The organism is Mesocryomonas lacus (assembly GCF_055730135.2).
The window spans coordinates 85778-102918 of sequence record NZ_JBUZWE020000010.1 but is presented as its reverse complement, the minus strand read 5'-3'; the positions used below and the strand labels follow the sequence as shown (position 1 = coordinate 102918).

General features: G+C 69.5%; 14 protein-coding genes. 3 read left to right on the top strand and 11 right to left on the bottom strand.

What is annotated here, in order from left to right; genetic code table 11:
* Positions 1–28: 28 nt before the first annotated feature.
* The 3 genes from iolD to ACZLZY_RS16395 form a co-directional block, all read right to left on the bottom strand.
* Positions 29–1882, bottom strand: a complete 1854-nt coding sequence (iolD, locus tag ACZLZY_RS16405; protein ID WP_472935275.1) for a 3D-(3,5/4)-trihydroxycyclohexane-1,2-dione acylhydrolase (decyclizing) — start codon at positions 1880–1882, stop codon at positions 29–31.
* Positions 1883–1976: 94 nt separating this feature from the next.
* Positions 1977–3896 carry a bifunctional 5-dehydro-2-deoxygluconokinase/5-dehydro-2-deoxyphosphogluconate aldolase gene (locus ACZLZY_RS16400; RefSeq protein WP_472935274.1) on the bottom strand — a complete coding sequence of 640 codons (1920 nt, stop codon included), beginning with the start codon at positions 3894–3896 and terminating at the stop codon, positions 1977–1979.
* 85 nt (positions 3897–3981) lie between these two features.
* Positions 3982–4848: a MurR/RpiR family transcriptional regulator gene (locus ACZLZY_RS16395; RefSeq protein WP_472935273.1), complete on the bottom strand. Its 867-nt coding sequence runs from the start codon at positions 4846–4848 to the stop codon at positions 3982–3984.
* A gap of 266 nt (positions 4849–5114) precedes the next feature.
* Here ACZLZY_RS16395 and iolB point away from each other — a divergent pair, with 266 nt between their 5' ends.
* On the top strand, positions 5115–5915 hold the full coding sequence (gene iolB, locus ACZLZY_RS16390) for a 5-deoxy-glucuronate isomerase (RefSeq protein WP_472935272.1): 801 nt from the start codon (positions 5115–5117) through the stop codon (positions 5913–5915).
* A gap of 48 nt (positions 5916–5963) precedes the next feature.
* Here iolB and ACZLZY_RS16385 read toward each other — a convergent pair whose 3' ends face one another.
* The gene (locus tag ACZLZY_RS16385; protein ID WP_472935376.1) at positions 5964–7682 is read right to left on the bottom strand and encodes a chloride channel protein; all 1719 of its coding nucleotides are present in this window, start codon (positions 7680–7682) and stop codon (positions 5964–5966) included.
* A 209-nt stretch (positions 7683–7891) separates the two neighbouring features.
* Here ACZLZY_RS16385 and ACZLZY_RS16380 point away from each other — a divergent pair, with 209 nt between their 5' ends.
* Positions 7892–9652 carry an SLC13 family permease gene (locus ACZLZY_RS16380; protein WP_472935271.1) on the top strand — a complete coding sequence of 587 codons (1761 nt, stop codon included), beginning with the start codon at positions 7892–7894 and terminating at the stop codon, positions 9650–9652.
* A 59-nt stretch (positions 9653–9711) separates the two neighbouring features.
* On the opposite strand, the gene ACZLZY_RS16375 is transcribed toward ACZLZY_RS16380, so the two are convergent.
* The 7 genes from ACZLZY_RS16375 to pcaDC all read right to left on the bottom strand — a co-directional run bounded on the left by ACZLZY_RS16375 (position 9712) and on the right by pcaDC (position 16033).
* Positions 9712–10764, bottom strand: a complete 1053-nt coding sequence (locus tag ACZLZY_RS16375; protein ID WP_472935270.1) for a 3-carboxy-cis,cis-muconate cycloisomerase — start codon at positions 10762–10764, stop codon at positions 9712–9714.
* 1 nt (position 10765) lies between these two features.
* Positions 10766–11971, bottom strand: a complete 1206-nt coding sequence (pcaF, locus tag ACZLZY_RS16370; protein WP_472935269.1) for a 3-oxoadipyl-CoA thiolase — start codon at positions 11969–11971, stop codon at positions 10766–10768.
* 1 nt (position 11972) lies between these two features.
* Positions 11973–12659 carry a 3-oxoacid CoA-transferase subunit B gene (locus ACZLZY_RS16365; protein ID WP_472935268.1) on the bottom strand — a complete coding sequence of 229 codons (687 nt, stop codon included), beginning with the start codon at positions 12657–12659 and terminating at the stop codon, positions 11973–11975.
* A complete protein-coding gene (locus ACZLZY_RS16360) occupies positions 12656–13390 on the bottom strand; it encodes a 3-oxoacid CoA-transferase subunit A (RefSeq protein ID WP_472935267.1) in 735 nt (244 codons plus the stop codon). Before ACZLZY_RS16360 ends, ACZLZY_RS16365 begins: the two co-directional genes overlap by 4 nt.
* Positions 13391–13461: 71 nt before the next feature.
* On the bottom strand, positions 13462–14088 hold the full coding sequence (gene pcaG / locus ACZLZY_RS16355) for a protocatechuate 3,4-dioxygenase subunit alpha (RefSeq protein WP_472935266.1): 627 nt from the start codon (positions 14086–14088) through the stop codon (positions 13462–13464).
* Positions 14088–14810, bottom strand: coding sequence for a protocatechuate 3,4-dioxygenase subunit beta (pcaH, locus tag ACZLZY_RS16350; protein ID WP_472935265.1), 723 nt, complete (start codon positions 14808–14810; stop codon positions 14088–14090). The genes pcaG and pcaH overlap by 1 nt, the downstream gene beginning before the upstream one ends.
* On the bottom strand, positions 14807–16033 hold the full coding sequence (pcaDC, locus tag ACZLZY_RS16345; RefSeq protein WP_472935264.1) for a bifunctional 3-oxoadipate enol-lactonase/4-carboxymuconolactone decarboxylase PcaDC: 1227 nt from the start codon (positions 16031–16033) through the stop codon (positions 14807–14809). The genes pcaH and pcaDC overlap by 4 nt, the downstream gene beginning before the upstream one ends.
* Before the next feature lie 99 nt (positions 16034–16132).
* Between pcaDC and pcaQ the strand changes: the two genes are divergently transcribed.
* Complete coding sequence (pcaQ, locus tag ACZLZY_RS16340) at positions 16133–17071, top strand: pca operon transcription factor PcaQ (RefSeq protein ID WP_472935263.1); 939 nt, start codon at positions 16133–16135, stop codon at positions 17069–17071.
* The last annotated feature ends 70 nt before the right edge of the window (positions 17072–17141 follow it).

Sequence of the window (17141 nt, the reverse complement as noted above, 5' to 3'; positions counted from 1 at the left end):
AGCTGCACGAAAAGACGGGGCATGGCGTTCAGCCCAGCCGCTGCGACAGACGCGCGGCATCGTAGCCGTCGCGCGCCGCGTTGACGGCGGCGCGGTCCGAAACCTCGGACACCGCGACGTCCCACCAGTGGCCGCCGGCGGTGGTGGTCCGCAAATGATCGGTCTCGATCACGATGACGGTCGGGCGCGTGGCCTGCCGTGTCTCGGCCAGAGCGCGCTCCAGCTCGGCGATCGAGCCGACCTTGCGGGCGTCGGCGCCGAGCGCGCGAGCGTGCGCGGCGAAGTCGATCTTCGGCAGTTCGACATGGTGGGCGTCGGTCAGCATGTTGTTGAAGTTGGCGCCGCCGGTGGCCATCTGCAGCCGGTTGATGCAGGCGTAGCCGGCATTGTCGAGGAGGACGACGGTGAACGCCGCGCCGGCCATGACGGCGGAGGACAGCTCCGAGTTCAGCATCATGTAGGAGCCGTCGCCGACCATCACGACGACGTCGGCGTTCGGGCGCGCCAGCTTGACGCCGAAGCCCCCGGCGATTTCGTAGCCCATGGTCGAAAAGCCGTATTCCATGTGATAGCCGCCGGGCGCCTCGGCCTGCCAGAGCTTGTGCAGCTCGCCCGGCAGCCCGCCGGCAGCGCAGACGAGGATGGTGTCCGCCGAATTGCGCGCCCGGTGCACGGCGCCGATCACCTCGGCATCGGACGGCAGCACGGCATTGGTCGGTGCGGTCGCAGCGTCCGCCGCCGCCATCCAGCGCGCCTTGCCGGCCTCCGCTTGCGCCGTCCAGGCGGCGTCGGCGCGGTGCCCCGCCAGCGCCTCGCCGAGGGCTTCAAGGCCGACCCTCGCATCGCAGACGAGCGGCGCAGCATCGTGCTTGCCGGCATCGAAAGCCTGGACGTTCAGCCCGACGATCCTGACGCCCTCCGCCTGGAACAGCGCCCAGGAGCCGGTGGTGAAGTCGGCGAGCCGGGTGCCGACGGCGAGCACGACGTCCGCCTCGGCGGCGAGTGCGTTCGAGGCGGAGGACCCCGTGACGCCGACGGCGCCCATGTTCAGCCGGTGTGCATGCGGCAGCGATGACTTGCCGCCATGCGTCTCGGTGACCGGAATGCCGTGCGCCTCGGCGAAGGCGGCAAGGCCGACGCTCGCCTCGGAATAGAGGACGCCGCCGCCAGCGACGATCAGCGGCTTCTTCGCCGCCCGCAGGAGGGCGACCGCTGCCGCCAGTTCGGCCTCGTCGGGGCGGGTGCGGCGGGGCGTCCAGATCCGCTCGGCAAAGAAGCTCTCGGGATAGTCGAAGGCCTCGGCCTGCACGTCCTGACAGAGGGCGAGCGTCACCGGTCCGCAATCGGCGGGGTCGGTCAGCACCTGCATGGCGCGGCGGAGCGCCGGGATGATCTGCTCGGGCCGGGTGATCCGGTCGAAATAGCGCGAAACCGGGCGGAAGCAGTCGGTGGCCGAGACGGTGCCGTCGCCGAAATCCTCGACCTGCTGCAGCACCGGGTCCGGCCGGCGGCTGGAGAAGACGTCGCCCGGCAGCAGCAGCACCGGCAAGCGGTTGGCGTGGGCGAGCGCGGCGGAGGTCACCATATTGAGCGCGCCGGGGCCGATCGAGGTGGTGCAGGCCATGAAGCGGCGGCGGAAGCTTGCCTTGGCGAAGGCGACGGCAGCGTTCGCCATGCCTTGCTCGTTCTGGCCGCGATAGGTGGTGAGCGTGTCGCGCACGCCGTAGAGCGCCTCGCCGAGCCCCGCGACATTGCCGTGGCCGAAGATCGCGAAGACGCCGCCGAAGATTGGCACGGTCTCGCCGTCGATCACCGTCATCTGCCGCGTCAGGAACCGCGCCACGGCCTGCGCCATGGTCAGCCGCACCGTCTTGTCCGCCATATCCGTCTCCTCCCACCGGCGGCGCGAAAGTTGCCGCTCCTTCTTCGTCGCTCGTCCCGAAGCCGGCGACCTCCCGCCGGCGCCCGTCCGCCCTTCAGCCCGTCGCCGTCTCCCCGGCGGCCTGCCAGGCCGCGCAGAGCCGGCCGAAGCGCCCGGCCATCTCGGCGACCGCCGCCGCATCGTCGATCTCGCCCGCCAGCCAGCGCCGCGCGGCATCGGCCCAGATCGTGCGCCCCACCGCAAAGCCGCGTACCGACGCCGAGGCGCGGGCGGCGGCAAAACCATCCTGCAGCGCCTCGACCGAGGCCTCCAGCCCCAGCAGGAGGACGCCGCGGCAGTGCGCGTCGTTCCCGGCGATGACCGCGTCGATCGCCGCCCAGGCCGTGGTGCTCGCCTGCGGCTCGAGCTTCCACCAGTCGGGTTTCAGGCCGTGATCGTAGAGCTCCTGCAGCGACCGCGCGATGGTGTCGTCGCCGATCGGCCCGTTCTTGCCGGCAATGATCTCGATGAGGATCTCGCGGCCGACCTTGCGGGCGGCATCATAGGCAGCGCGGAGCGTCTCGATCTGCTCGGACTTCAGTGCGGCGGGATCGTCGGGGTGGTAGAAGCAGAGCACCTTGATGCAGTGGTCGACGGGCCAGTCGACCAGGCGGCTGCCGAGATCCTGGCTGAACTCGAAGCGCAGCGGCCGTGAGCCCGGCCGCTCGACCGGCTTCGCCACCCAGAACGCCGGCAGCTTCGCCGCCGCAAACAGCGCATCGCGGCCGTATTTGTCGTCGATCAGCATGCCGAAGCCTGGCCGCCCGGCGGCCACCTCGGCGGCGGCTTGCACGGCGAGGAGCTTCAGCGCCGGCAGCCGCGCGAGCTTTGCGGGATCGCCCGCGGCGAGATCCTCGAGCTGCGAGCGGTGGTCGATGGCGAGCGCGCAGAGCGCAGGGATTGCCCGGCGGCGGGTCGTCGCCCAGTGGATGTGGTTGATCGCCTCGTCCTGGCGTAGCGCCAGGTGCGGGCTGCCCTTGGCCAGGAAGTATTCGAGCTCGGTCCAGGTCGGGATCTCCGGCGCGCAGAGGAGGCGCGAGACGGCGAAGGCGCCACAGGCGTTGGCCCAGGTGGCGGAGGTCGCGTGCGGCTCGCCGCGCAGCCAGCCCCGAAGGAAGCCGGACATGAAGGCGTCGCCGGCGCCGAGCACATTGTAGACCTCGATCGGAAAACCCTTGCCGACGATGCCGTCCTCGAGGTCGGCGGGAATGGCCCCGTCATAGACGATGCAGCCCATCGGCCCGCGCTTCAGCACGATCGTCCCAGTGGAATGGGCGCGGATGGTCCGCAGCGCGGCGACGAGGTCGCTTTCGCCGGACGCGATCAGCACCTCTTCCTCGGTGCCGACGATCAGGTCGCAGTCGGCGAGCACCGTCAGCATCTTGGCGGAGACCGCGACTGAAGCGATGTAGCGGTTGTCGCCGGCATCGTGGCCGGCGAGACCCCAGAGGTTGGGCCGGTAGTCGATGTCGAGGATCACCCGGGCGCCATTCGCCTTGGTGATCCGCATCGCCTTGCGCTGCGCGCATTCCGCATTCGGCTTGGCGAAATGCGTGCCGGTGACGAGCACGGCGCCGGCGGAGCGGATGAAGGCCTCGTCGACATCGGCCTCGCACAGCGCATTGTCGGCGCAGTTGTCGCGGTAGAACAGCAGCGGGAACGAGGTATCGCTCTCGACCGATAGGATGGCCAGCGCTGTCAGACGCTCGGGGTCGGTGACGATGCCGGCGGTCTCGACGCCCTCGCGCGCCAGCTGCTCGCGGATGAAACGGCCGAACTGCTCGTTGCCGACGCGGGTGAGGAGCGCGGATTTGAGGCCGAGCCGCGCGGTGCCGACGGCGATGTTGGTCGGACAGCCGCCGACCGATTTGGCGAAGGAGGAAATGTCCTCCAGCCGTGAACCGATCTGCTGGCCGTAGAGATCGACCGACGACCGGCCGATGGTCACCAGATCCAGCTTGCGCTCCTGCGGCATGGCCCCTCCCCCGGATGCCCCGACGCATCCCGTTTCCCAACGATCTGACGAAACATAAATGCCACAGCACCGTCAAATGGAATTTTTATTCCATTGAACCGAATTCTGACCGCCGCTGCCGCTCCTCGGCGACGGCGACGGTCAAGGCCATGGCGAAGGCCATGGAGGCGGAGAGCAAGCGGAAGCCGGCATGGTCGGCCTCGGCGAGCTCGAACCAGGCCTCCGACGATTCGACCAGCGGCGAGAAGGCCGAGTCGGTCAGCGAGACCACCGGGATCTGCCGCGCGGCGAGGCTCTTCGCCTGAGTGACGGTTTCGGACGCGTAGGGCGAGAAGCTGACGGCGAAGGCGGCATCGCCTGGTCCGGCAAAGCGCAGGATGTCGTCGTCGAGGCCCGCCGCCGACCCCGCCATCTGGCAGCGGATGCCGAGCTTGCCGAAGGCGTAGGCCATGTAGCTGCCGATCGGATAGGACCGCCGCTTCGAGACGAGGTAGATCGTCTCGGCCGAGGCGAGGATCGCCACCGCCCGTTCGAAGGCTGCTGGATCCACCGCGGTCTCCAGCGTGTCGAGCGAGCGCCGCGCGGCGGCGGTGAAGCCGGAAAGTATCGCGGAGGCTCCTTGCTCCGGCGTCCGGCGCAAAGCGCTCAGCCGGTCGCCATAGTCCGGCCGCCGGTCGCGCAGCCGGGCGCGGAACAATGCCTGCAGGCTGGAAAATCCCTCAAAGCCGAGGTGCTGGGCAAAGCGCACCAGCGTCGAGGGCTGCACCGCGGCAGCTACAGCGATGCTGTTGACGGTGCCGAAGGCGATGTCGTCGGGATGGTCGAGGGCGAACATTGCGACCTGCCCGAGCCGCTTCGGCAAGCGCGCCTTGCGCTCCAGGATAAGGCTCTTCAACGCCTCGAACGTCTCCGGCAGCGGAGGCGTCTCGGGCGAGAAGGGCGCTTCGCTCATCATGGGCTCTCCGCGCGGGGTTACGGCTGAACCGCGATCGGTGGAATAAATACTCCGTCCGCGCGTCCCCATCAATCATTCATTCCAGAAAGCACTCGAAAGCATGGGATAGGCGCGGTAGAAGGAAAAGGAGCCTCCTGGCTGCGTGAGGGCCGTTCGAGCACAGTGATCGGATCGCGCCACTGATCGGGGAAGAGGCTCCCGGTGCAAAAGAGGAAGCGTCCTGGTGCGTCCGGTCGGATGCGTGGCGCTGGGAGGAGAGCGACATGGCGGGTTTGAAAGTGCGGCCCTCGGCGACGGCGGGACAGGTGCACGACGTGACGCCGGCGAGCGCCGACTGGACCTATGTCGGCTTCGCGCTGCACCGGCTGGCGCCGGGCGACAGGCTGGAGGCCGCCTCCGGCGACCGCGAGGTCTGCCTCGTCCTGGTCTCCGGCAAGGCGATCCTTTCCGCCGACGGACAGTCGTTCGGGGAGGTCGGGGAGCGGATGACGCCGTTCGAGGGCGCGCCCTACGCCCTCTACGTGCCCGCCGGCGGCCATTGGCAGATCGAGGCAACGACGACGCTGGAACTCGCGGTCTGTTCGGCGCCGGGCGGCGGTTCCCACGCGGCCAGGCTGATCCCGCCCGGCACCCACCCGCAGGCGGTGCGCGGCAAGGACACCAACACCCGCTACGTCACCAACATCATGCCGGAGGACGACGGCGCGGCGCACTCTCTGCTGGTCGTCGAGGTGATCACGCCAGGTGGCCACACCTCCTCCTACCCGCCGCACAAGCACGACCGGGACGCCTTGCCCGAGGAAAGCTATCTCGAGGAGACCTACTACCATCGATTCGACCCACCGCAGGGTTTCGGCTTCCAGCGCGTCTACACCGACGACCGCACGCTCGACGAGGCAATGGCGGTCGAGGACGGCGACGTCGTGCTGGTGCCCCGCGGCTATCATCCGGTGGCGGTGGTGCACGGCTATACCGGCTACTACCTCAACGTCATGGCCGGCCCGCAGCGGGTGTGGAAGTTCCACAATGCGACCGAGCATGCCTGGCTGTTCACCGGGGTCTGAAAAGCGCTTTCGCCGGATCGGGCGCCATGCGCCGCGGACGAGACGAGGCTACCGCCCCTCGCCCGCCGCCTCGCGCCGCCGCAGTTCCAGCTCCTCGCTGTAGCGGCGCAGCGTGTGGCTCTCGGTGAGGAGGCCGAGCACGGTCTTGGCGGCGACGTCCTCGACCACCGCCAGCGCTTCGCTCTCCGACTTGTCGAAGGTGGCCGCCGCCTCCTTGGCGCTCATCTGCGGCAGCAGCATCACGTCCTTCAGCCGGACAAGCCCCTCGATCCCTTCGTCGAGATCGGTGATCGCATCGGAATAGGCGTCGGGCACCAGCACCATGCCGGCATAGGCGCCGCTCTCGTCGGTGATCACCACACGCTGGGCGGAGCCGAGCGGAAAGTCGCGGCGGAAGACCTTCAGCGTGGTGTCGAGCGGCGCGGTGCGCACGTCGCGGCGCATCATGCGGCCGACGGTGAGGTTGCGGATCCAGCCGACATCGTGCGCGCTGCGGATGCTCTCGCCGCGCAGATGGAAGCGCCAGGTCGCGAAGGAGTAGCCAAAGGTCTTGCGCACCGTCAGCGAGGCCGTGACCGACGCCGTCAGCACCAGCGCGGTGATCGGAAAATCGCCGGTCATCTCCAGCGCCAGGAAGGTCATGGTCAGCGGCCCGCCGATGATCGAGACCGCGAGCGCCGCCATGCCGACGATCGAATAGACCACCGGGGTCAGCGTCGCCCCGGTGAAGAGGATCGGGGCGAACAGCGCGAAGAGCTTGCCGAGCAGCGCGCCGAGGAAGAGCGAGGCGAAGAACAGCCCGCCGCGAAATCCGCTGCCGATCGACACCGCCGAGGCCAGCGCCTTCAGGAGCAGGAGAAGCAGCACGGCCGAGGCGCTGGCCGGCATGTCGAGGTTGACGTGCAGCGCGCCGTGTCCGGAGGAGAGGACCTGCGGCGTGACGAGCGCAAGACCCGCCAGCACGCAGCCGCCGAGCACCGGCCGCAGCGGCACCGGCAGGCGGGTGCGGCGGATGCCGATCTCGATCATCGTCACGCCCTGCATGATGGCGATGCCGAGGCCGGCGGCGAGCACGGCAAGGAGGATCGCCGGCGGATAGTCGGCATTGGCGACGGCACCGGGCTCGCCGAGGTCGATGAGGAAGGTGTTGCCGACGAGGAGGCGGGCGACGAAGCTGCCCGACAGCGCCGCCGCGACCACCGGCGTCAGCGTGGCGATGGAATAGGTGCCGATGATCAGCTCGAAGGCATAGAAGGCGCCGGTCAGCGGCGCGTTGAAGGCGGCGGCGATGGCGGCCGCCGCGCCGCAGCCGACGAGCGTGCGCAGATCGCTGCGGCGCATCTCGAACGAGATGCCGATGCGCGAGGCGACACCGGCCGAGAGCTGGGTGTAGGCTGCCTCCAGCCCGACCGAGGCGCCGAAACCGTTGGAGATGAGGTTCTGCAGCACGATCGTCACGCTGTCGCGCAGCGACATGCGCCCGCCATGCAGGGCGTTGGCCTCGATCGGATCGACCAGCGGACGCTTCTTGCGCAGCGAGAGGACGAACAGCAGCAGGCCGAGCACCACCCCGCCCGCAACCGGCACGAGGACGAGCCAGGGCGAGGGCAGCGCGGAAAGCCCGCTCAGGCGCTCGCCCGCGGAAAGCTGGAAAAGGACGACGTGCAGGGCCTGCGCCGCCCAGCTCATCGCCGTCACCATGCCCCCCGACAGCGCGCCGACGACGACCGCCACCAGCACGAGCGCCACCTCGTTGCCGCGCACCATCGCCCGGAAACGGCTCGATGGCTGGATGACGGGGGCGTCGATGGCGGAGGCAGCGTTGGGCGCGGGGGTCTGCGACATGATCGTCCAGTTTCGAGGCAGGTCCTGCCGTATAGACCGGGCCGAACGGGCGCAACGGTCCATCGTTTGTCGCCCGCCATCTTTGCCGCCGCGCTGGTCTTGCCGGACGCGGCACGGCATAGGGAAACGACATGACACTCGATCAGATGATGGCCTTCGGCATCATTGCCCTGATGATGCTGGCCTTCATCTGGGGCCGCTTTCGCTACGACGTCGTCGCCGCCGGCGCGCTGCTGGCGGCACTCGCCGTCGGCCTGGTCAAACCCGCAGACACGTTTTCAGGCTTTTCCGACGACATCGTCATCATCGTCGGCAGCGCGCTGATCGTCAGCGCGGCGATCGCCCGGTCGGGCATCATGGATCTCGCTTTGCAGCGGTTCGCGCCCGAGGTCTCGTCACCCCGCGCGCAGCTGATCGTGCTCGTCGTCATCGTCACCGTGCTCTCGGCCTTCGTGAAGAATATCGGCGCGCTGGCGATCATGCTGCCGATCGCGTTCCAGATGGCGAAGCAGTCGAACGTCTCGCCCTCGATGTTCCTGATGCCGATGTCCTTCGGCTCGCTGCTCGGCGGGCTGATGACGCAGATCGGCACCTCGCCCAACATCATCGTGTCGCGGCTGCGCGGCGAGATCACCGGGACGCCCTTCACCATGTTCGACTTCACCGCCGTCGGCGCGATCCTTGCCGCCGTCGGCGTCGTCTTCCTCGCGCTGTTCTACTGGCTGCTGCCAGCCCGAAAGGCGGCGGGCGGCGCGCTGGAGGAGGCGATCGAAATCAAGAATTACACGACGGAAGCCAGGGTAACGGCGCAGTCGGCCATCGCCGACAAGACCGTCGCCGACCTGCAGAAGCTCGGCGGCGGGGATGCCATGGTCACCGCCATCGTCGGCGCCAACGGCAAGCGGCGCACGCCGCTGCCGGATGCCACCCTTCACGCCGGCGACGTGCTGATCCTCGAGGGCGATCCGGAGGCGCTGGAGCGGCTCGTCGCCCAAGGCGCACTGACGCTCGACGGTCGCTCCTCGCGGGGCGCCGACATCGGCACGGTCGAGGCGATCGTCGGCCAGAACTCCGGCTTCATCGGCATGACCGCGCAGCGCCTGGTGCTGTTCCACCAGACCGGCCTGACGCTGCTCGCCGTCAGCCGGCGCGGCAAGCGCTTCACCGAGCGGCTCGGCGAGATCACCTTCCGGCTGGGCGACGTGCTGGTCCTGCAAGGCGATGTCGAGCGGCTGCCGGAACTCCTGCGCGAATGGGACTGCCTGCCCTTGGCCGAGCGTCGCCTGCAGCTCGGCAGCGTTCGCAAGCGGATCCTGCCCGTCGCGATCCTGGCGGCCGCCATGGCAGCGACGGCGACGGGCATCGTGCCGGTGGCGGTCGCCTTCTTCGCCGCCGCCGTGCTGATGGTCGCCACCAAGGCGCTGCCGCTGCGCGAGGTCTACGGCCATCTCGACGCGCCGATCCTGTTGATGCTGGCGGCGCTGATCCCGGTCAGCGAGACGCTGAGCCGCACCGGTGGCACCGACCTCATCGCGGTCTGGCTGTCGGGCGTCGCGGTATCGCTGCCGCCTTACGGCGCGCTGGCGCTGATCATGATCGTCGCCATGGCGGTGACGCCCTTCCTCAACAACGCCGCGACGGTGCTGGTGATGGCGCCGATCGCGGCCACCTTCGCCAGTTCCCTCGGCTACCGGCCGGACGCCTTCCTGATGGCGGTGGCGATCGGCGCCGGCTCGGACTTCCTGACGCCGATCGGCCATCAGTGCAACACGCTGGTGATGGGTCCCGGCGGCTACCGTTTCGGCGATTATGCGCGGCTCGGCCTGCCGCTGTCGTTTCTGGTGGTGGTGGTCGCGGTGCCCGCGCTGCTGCTGGTCTGGCCGCTGAACTGAGCTTGCGCCACCCCGCTGCGCCGGCGACGGGACGACGCGGCTCGGCCGTCATCGGCCTGTCAGGCGTCGGGGCTTGCAGGCGGAAAGCGCGCGCCGGCGAGCAGCGTGTCGGCGATCGCCAGCGCCCGGCCGGTGGTCTCGGCCATCTGCGGCAGTAGCAGCCATTCCAGCGTCCAGGCGGCGCCCGAGCGCTCGTTCTCGTGGATCATGGACTGGCCCATCGTGCCCAGCAGCCCCGCGTTGAAGCGTCCGAGGGCGACGAGCACCTCGGCGCCGACGGGGTTCTGCTTGTGCGCCATGGCCGACGAGCCGCCGCCATCGGCGAGAACCACCGTGCCGATCCCGGTCTGCGCCATCAGCGCAAGATCCTGGCCGATCTTGCCGGTGGTGCCGGACACCAGGGCGAAGGCCTGGGCGATGTCGAGGATCACGCTCCGGTCGGACTGCCAAGGCGCGGCATCGGCAAGGCCGAGCTGCGCCGCCAGCGCGCGTCGAAGGTCGGCATAGTCGGGGCCGAAGCTCTCGCCATGGCCGATCGGGCCGCCGAGCTGCAGGGGAAGCGCGGCCTGCAGCGCGGAGAGGCGTGCCCGGTGCTTCTCCAGCGGGCGGCGCCAGCTGGCCAGCCGGTCGGCGAGGGTGAAGTTCAGGGCCGCCTGCATGCGCGTCTGCGCCATCAGCGGCTGCGAACCAGCCTTATCCGACAGGCAACCAAGCCGGTCGCAGAGCTGCCCGAGCCGGGCCCCGAGAAGCGAGAGAACGCCGCGAAGCCGCAGCATCAGGCCGGTGTCGATCGCGTCCTGGCTGGTCGCGCCGAGGTGGACGAAGCGGTCGTGCGGCGGGCCGATGGCCTCGCGGAGCGCGGCCACCAGAAATGGCACGCTGACGCCGTCCCGCACCATGGCGATCCGGAGCGCCACGGGGTCCGGGCGCAGCCCTGACGCGGCCTCGGCGATGCGGGCGGCCGCCTCGGCCGGGACGAGGCCAAAACCGACCTGGGCGTTTGCCAAGGCCGCCTCAAAGTCCAGGATCGACGACAGCTCGCCCTCCGCCGAAAACGCCGTGGCGATCTCGGCATCGCCGCAGAGTGCTCCAACGAGCGTCGTCGCCGTCATGTCAGACCCTCTCCAGCGCGACGGAAATGCCTTGGCCGACGCCAATGCACATGGTGGCGAGTGCCCGGCGCTGGTCGGTGAGCGCAAGCTCCAGCGCGGCCGTTCCGGTGATGCGCGCGCCCGACATGCCGAGCGGATGGCCGAGCGCGATCGCGCCGCCGTTCGGATTGACCCGCGGGTCGTCGTCGGCAATGCCGAGGTCGCGGAGCGTCGCGAGCCCCTGGCTGGCGAAGGCCTCGTTGAGCTCGATCACGTCAAAGTCCGCGGCTTTCATCTGAAGCCGGTCGAGGAGCTTCTTCGTCGCCAGCGCCGGGCCAAAGCCCATGATGCGCGGGGCAAGGCCGGCAGTCGCGCCGCCGAGGATGCGGGCGATCGGCGTCAGGCCATGGCGGCGCGCCGCCGCTTCGCTCGCGATGATCAGGGCGGCCGCGCCGTCGTTGACGCCAGAGGCATTGCCGGCGGTGACCGAGCCCCCCTTTCGGAACGGCGTCTTCAGCGCCGCGAGGCCTTCGAGCGTCGTGTCGGCGCGGGGTTGCTCGTCCTCGCTGACGAGCTTCGGATCGCCGCGCTTCTGCGGCACGGGGACAGGCACGATCTCGCGGGCGAGCCGTCCCTTGGCCTGCGCCGCGACCGCCTTCTGCTGCGAGCGTAGGGCGAAGAGGTCCTGGTCCGCCCGCGAAACGGCAAAGTCCTCGGCGACATTCTCGCCCGTCTCCGGCATGGAATCGACGCCGTAAAGGTTTTTCATCAATGGGTTGACGAAGCGCCAGCCGATGGTCGTGTCGTGGATCTCGGCCTGGCGCGAAAAAGCGCTCTCGGCCTTCGGCATGACGAAGGGCGCTCGGCTCATGCTCTCGACGCCGCCGGCGATGATGAGGTCCGCCTCGCCGGCCTTGATCGCCCGCGCCGCGGTGATCACCGCATCCATGCCGGAGCCGCAGAGCCGGTTGATCGTCGTGCCCGGCACGCTGTCGGGAAGGCCGGCGAGGAGCAGCGACATGCGCGCGACGTTGCGGTTGTCCTCGCCGGCCTGGTTGGCGCAGCCAAAGATCACCTCGTCCACCGCCGAGAAGTCGACGCCGGGATGACGTTCCATCAGGGCCTTCAGCGGGATGGCGCCGAGATCGTCCGCCCGCACCGAGGACAGGGCGCCGCCGAAGCGGCCGATGGGGGTGCGCACATAGGCGCAGATGAAGGCGTCTGGCATGTCAGATCTCCGGCACAACGAGATCGGCGACAGCGCCCTCGACGTGCAGCTTCGCCCCGGTCGCGGCCTGCAGGTCTTCGAGCGACAGCGACGGCAGCTTCTCGCGCAGGACGAAGCGGCCGGCCTCGATGTCGATCACGGCAAGGCTGGTATAGACGCGCGTCACGCAGCCGACGCCGGTGAGCGGCAGGCTGCAGCGCCCGACGAGCTTCGGCTTGCCGTCCTTCGTCACGTGGTCGGTGATAACAGCGACGCGCTTGGCGCCGTGCACGAGGTCCATGGCGCCGCCGACCGCCGGCACGCCTTTCGGCCCGGTCGACCAGTTGGCGAGATCGCCGGTCTCGGCCACCTCGTAGGCGCCGAGGATGGCAACGTCGAGATGGCCGCCGCGCACCATGGCAAAACTGTCGGCATGGTGGAAAAAAGCGGTGCCGGGCTTGAGGGTCACCGCCTTCTTGCCGGCATTGATAAGGTCCCAGTCCTCCTCCCCGGATGCGGGGGCCTCGCCGAAGCCGAGGATGCCGTTCTCGGTGTGGAAGATCGCCTGCCGGCCGGGGGGCTGAAAGCGCGCGACCATCTCGGGAAAGCCGATGCCGAGATTGACGTAGGCGCCGTCCTCGATGTCCTGCGCCGCGCGCCAGGCCATCTGGCTGGAAGTCAGTCTTGCGGTCGTCGGGCTCGCGGTCATCGGGCGGTCTCCGGATAGGCGGCCTTGGCGCGGTTCAGCACTTCCTCCTGCGCGGGATCGGCCACCTCGACCAGGCCTTGCACGAAAATGCCGGGCGTCACCACGTGCTCGGGATCGATCTCGCCGGGCGCGACGATCCTCGACACCTGCACGATGGTGGTGGTGGCGGCCATACACATCAGCGGGTTGAAGTTGCGCGCGGCCTTGTTGAAGGTGAGGTTGCCGAGCGTGTCGCCAAAATGCGCCTTCACCAGCGCGACATCGGCCTTCAGCCAGCGCTCGCGGATATAGGAGCGTCCGTCGAAGACCTCGACCGGCTTGCCCTCGGCAAGATCGGTGCCGTAGCCGGTGGGCGTGTAGAAGGCCGGGATGCCGGCGCCGCCGGCCCGGATGCGCTCGGCGAGCGTTCCCTGCGGCACGAGCTCCAGCTCGATCTCGCCGGCAAGGTACTTATCGGTGAAGACCCGCGGATCGGCCGAGCGCGGGAAGGAGCAGATGAGCTTTGCGACCATGCCCTGCGCGATCAGCGCGGCAAGGCCCACATCGCCATTGCCGGCATTGTTGTTGACGACGGTGAGGTTCGTCGGCCGGCCCGTTTCGATGAAGCGGTCGATCAGCGCGTGGATCAGCTCGATCGGCGCGCCCGAGCCGCCGAAGCCGCCGATCATCACGGTCGCCCCGTCCTCGATGCCCGCAACGGCCTCGGCAATGCTGCTCAGCGTCTTGTCCATGTCACTCCTTTGCAGGGGCCCGCCCCGCCGAATGCCGAAAGAAAGGGGGCGCCGAGGCGCCGAAGACGCCCTCAGATGTCGAGAAAAACCGTCTCGCGCTCGCCCTGCAGGCGGATGTCGAAGGTGAAGACCGGCAGGCCGTCGCGCTCGGTCCGCGGGGCGATCAGCGTCTCGCGCCGTTCCGGCGACGGGATGCGCTGGAGCAGCGGGTCGGCGGCATTGGCGTCCGTCGCGTCGGCGAAATAGAGGCGGGTGTGCAGGCCAAGATTGATGCCGCGGGCGACGATCCAGACGGTGATGTGCGGTGCCTGCGGGCGGCCGTCCGGCATCGGCACGGGGCCGGGGCGGATGGTCTCGAAGCGGAACGTGCCGTCGACGTCCGAGACTGGCTGGCGTCCCCAGCCGGAGAAAGCAGCGTCCGCTTGCCCCCGGGTCTCCGCGGGCGACGGGTGAAGGCCGGCGGCATCGGCCTGCCAGATCTCGATCAGCGCGTCGCGCACCGGCGCCCCCGCCCCGTCGGTCAGCCGGCCCTCGACGAGGATGCGCTCGCCCTTCGTTTCCGGGCCGACCAGCACCAGGCCGAGATCGTCCCGCCAGACGCCGGCGATCTCGACCCAGTTCGGGTTGGTGCCGATGTGGACGTAGGGGCCCGCGGTCTGCGACGGCGATTCCTTGAGATAGGCGAGCGACTGGACCATCAATTGCCCTCCATCCGGTTCTCGAACATCGTCGACCGCCGGCCGCGCAGCACGATGTCGAACTTGTAGGCAAGGCTGTCCATCGGGATCGTCGCATGGCGGTCGAGCGCGGCGACGAGCTGCTCGATCGCGGCCCTGTCGGGGATCGTGCGCACGATCGGGCACTGCCAGATCATCGGGTCGCCCTCAAAATACATCTGCGTCACCAGCCGCTGCGCGAAGGCATGGCCGAAGACGGAGAAGTGGATATGCGCCGGGCGCCAGTCGTTGACGCCGTTCGGCCAGGGATAGGCGCCGGGCTTCACCGTCCGGAAGGCGTAAGCACCGTCGGCGTCCGTGATCGCCCGTCCGCAGCCGCCGAAATTCGGGTCGAGGGCGGCGCGGTAGCCCTCGTTCTTGTGGCGGTAGCGCCCGCCGGCATTGGCCTGCCAGAACTCGAGGAGGGCCCCCGGCACCGGCCGCCCCGCCTCGTCCAGCACCCGGCCGTAGACGACGATGCGCTGGCCGATCGCCTCGCCGCCGTCCTGGCCGAAATTGCGGATGAGGTCGTTGTCGAGAGGGCCGAGAATATCCTGGCCGAACACTGGCCCGGTCTCCTCCGACAGCGTCGTCGGCATCGACAGCAGCGCCTGCTGCGGCGCGCGCAGGACCGAGGTCTTGTAGGTCGGCGTCAGCGCCGGCGGATGCCAGGACCGATCGCGCTGGAAATAGCCGTTGCTCATGACGCCTCCCCCGCCAAACCCATGTCGGACAATGTCGCCTTTGCGATCTTGATGGCGTGGTTGGCGGCGGGAACGCCGGCATAGACGGCGACATGCATCAGCGCCTCGGCGATGTCCTCGGCCGTGGCGCCGGTATTGGCGGTGGCGCGCACGTGCATCGCCACTTCCTCGTCCTGGCCGAGCGCGGCAAGCAGCGCGATGGTCACGATCGACCGCTCGCGCCGGGTGAAATGCGGGCGCGACCAGACGGTGCCCCAGGCGCCTTCGGTGATGAAGCGCTGGAAGGCGGCGTCGAAGGGCGTGATGCCGGCGGTGGCGCGCTCGACATGGGGGCTGCCAAGAACCGCGCGGCGCACCGCCATGCCGGCGTCGAAGGCCGAAGCGCCGGTGTCGCCCGCCGAGTTCGCGGCCGCGTCCGTCGACGCATGCCGTTGGGTTTCCGCGGCCGCGAGGTGCCGGCGGATCGCCGCGGCGATAACGGTGGGATGCTCGAGGCATGGCAGGTGACCGGCGCCGCTGATGGTCTCGAACCCAGCGCCCGGAATGCGCCGCGCCGTCGCTTCGACGATGTCGGGCGGGGTGGCGAGATCGCCGTCGCCGACCAGCACCAGCGTCGGGGCGCGGATGCCGGCGATGTCTTCGGTAAGGTCGCCATCGCGCAACGCCGCGGCGATGCCGGCATAACCGGCGGTGCTGGTCTGCGAGAGCATCGCGCGCCAGCCGGCCAGCACTGCCGGCTGCGCCGTTGCGAAGGCCGGCGAGACCCAGCGTGCGGCAACAGCCTCGGCGATCCCCGCCACGCCGCCCGCCTCGACGGCGGAGATACGCTCGTTCCAGCCCTCCGCCGTGCCGATCTTCGCCGCCGTGTCCATCAGCACCAGCGCCTCAACGCGGCCGGGATGGCGAAGGGCGATGCCTTGGGCGACGAGGCCGCCGACGGAGAGACCGACCAGCGATGCGCTCGTCCAGCCGACGGCGTCGAGGAGACCGACGGCGTCCGCAACGAGGCGGTCGAGGGTATAAGGGGCGGGCGTCGCCTCGCTCAGACCATGTCCCCGCATGTCGTAGGTCAGGATCTCGCAGGTGGGCGCGAGGAGGGCCGCCACCTCGTCCCAGATCCGGAAGTCGGAGCCAAGCGAGTTGAGGAAGAGAAGGCGACGTCCTCCGGGTGTCCCGCTCAGGCGGTAGTGCACGGCGATGCCGTCGACCATCGTGAATGCCATGTCGCCTCCTCCCATGCTGCCAGGATCCTGTATAATCGGCAGAAGCGGTGATGTTAAATGAGGATTGCGAAGCCGTGCATAACCCTGGAGTTATGAGGCATGTCCACTACCGCGATTCGCCTCCGCCACCTCCGTACCTTCGTCACCGTCGCGCGGGAGGGCAGCGTCGGGCGCGCCGCCGAGGTGCTCTCGGTCACCCAGCCGGCGGTGTCGAAGACCTTGAAGGAGCTGGAGCTGATCCTCGGGGTGACGCTGCTCGACCGGTCGCGGCGCGGCGGCTTCCTCCTGCCGGCGGGCGAAATGTTCCTGCGCCATGCCGAGACGAGCCTCTCGGCCTTGCGTCAAGGGGTGGAGGAGCTCGAAGGTCTCGGCGCCACCGAGGCTCTGCCGGTGCGGGTCGGTGCGCTGCCGACGGTCTCGGCGCGTCTCCTGCCGCCCGCCATCCAGCGCTACCGCGCGCACGGGCCCCGCGCGGCGCCGCGCATCGTCACCGGGCCGACCGCCTACCTGATGGCACAGCTGCGGCAAGGCGACCTCGACATCGTCATCGGCCGCATGAGCGCGGCGGAAGAAATGACCGGGCTGCTGTTCGAGCATCTCTATTCCGAGCGGATCGTCTTCGCCGCGCGGGCGGGCCATCCGCTGGCGGGGCTCGCCTCCCCCGGCGCGGAGGTCGGCCGCTTCGAGTGCCTGATGCCGCCGCCGGGCTCGGTGATCCGCCCGACGGTGGACCGGCTCTTCCTTGCCGCCAACCTTCCGCGACCAGCCTCCATCGTCGAGACGGTCTCGCTGGCTTTCGGCCGCACCTATGTCCGCGCAACCGATGCGCTCTGGATCATCTCCGAGGGCGTGGTGCTGGAGGATGTGCGCGCGGGGGCGATGACCCTCCTCGCCATCCCGACTGCCGACACGCTCGGCCCCGTCGGTATCTCGACCCGCGCCGGCCTGCCGCTGTCGCCCGCGGCCGAACTGCTCCTCGCCAACCTGCGTCTCGTCGCCGCCGAGATCCGGGCAGAGCCGACCAGCGCCGGCGGGTGAACCCGGCGCTGATGTTGCAATCACGAACTAGTTCGTACACTTTCGGAAGGACCCGTTGGGACAAGCGGGA

Coding starts and splice junctions, on each gene's coding strand:
- iolD (WP_472935275.1), bottom strand. CDS start 1,882: ATGGCGGACAAGACGGTGCGGCTGACCATGGCGCAGGCCGTGGCGCGG.
- ACZLZY_RS16400 (WP_472935274.1), bottom strand. CDS start 3,896: ATGCCGCAGGAGCGCAAGCTGGATCTGGTGACCATCGGCCGGTCGTCG.
- ACZLZY_RS16395 (WP_472935273.1), bottom strand. CDS start 4,848: ATGAGCGAAGCGCCCTTCTCGCCCGAGACGCCTCCGCTGCCGGAGACG.
- iolB (WP_472935272.1), top strand. CDS start 5,115: ATGGCGGGTTTGAAAGTGCGGCCCTCGGCGACGGCGGGACAGGTGCAC.
- ACZLZY_RS16385 (WP_472935376.1), bottom strand. CDS start 7,682: ATGGTGCGCGGCAACGAGGTGGCGCTCGTGCTGGTGGCGGTCGTCGTC.
- ACZLZY_RS16380 (WP_472935271.1), top strand. CDS start 7,892: ATGACACTCGATCAGATGATGGCCTTCGGCATCATTGCCCTGATGATG.
- ACZLZY_RS16375 (WP_472935270.1), bottom strand. CDS start 10,764: ATGACGGCGACGACGCTCGTTGGAGCACTCTGCGGCGATGCCGAGATC.
- pcaF (WP_472935269.1), bottom strand. CDS start 11,971: ATGCCAGACGCCTTCATCTGCGCCTATGTGCGCACCCCCATCGGCCGC.
- ACZLZY_RS16365 (WP_472935268.1), bottom strand. CDS start 12,659: ATGACCGCGAGCCCGACGACCGCAAGACTGACTTCCAGCCAGATGGCC.
- ACZLZY_RS16360 (WP_472935267.1), bottom strand. CDS start 13,390: ATGGACAAGACGCTGAGCAGCATTGCCGAGGCCGTTGCGGGCATCGAG.
- pcaG (WP_472935266.1), bottom strand. CDS start 14,088: ATGGTCCAGTCGCTCGCCTATCTCAAGGAATCGCCGTCGCAGACCGCG.
- pcaH (WP_472935265.1), bottom strand. CDS start 14,810: ATGAGCAACGGCTATTTCCAGCGCGATCGGTCCTGGCATCCGCCGGCG.
- pcaDC (WP_472935264.1), bottom strand. CDS start 16,033: ATGGCATTCACGATGGTCGACGGCATCGCCGTGCACTACCGCCTGAGC.
- pcaQ (WP_472935263.1), top strand. CDS start 16,133: ATGTCCACTACCGCGATTCGCCTCCGCCACCTCCGTACCTTCGTCACC.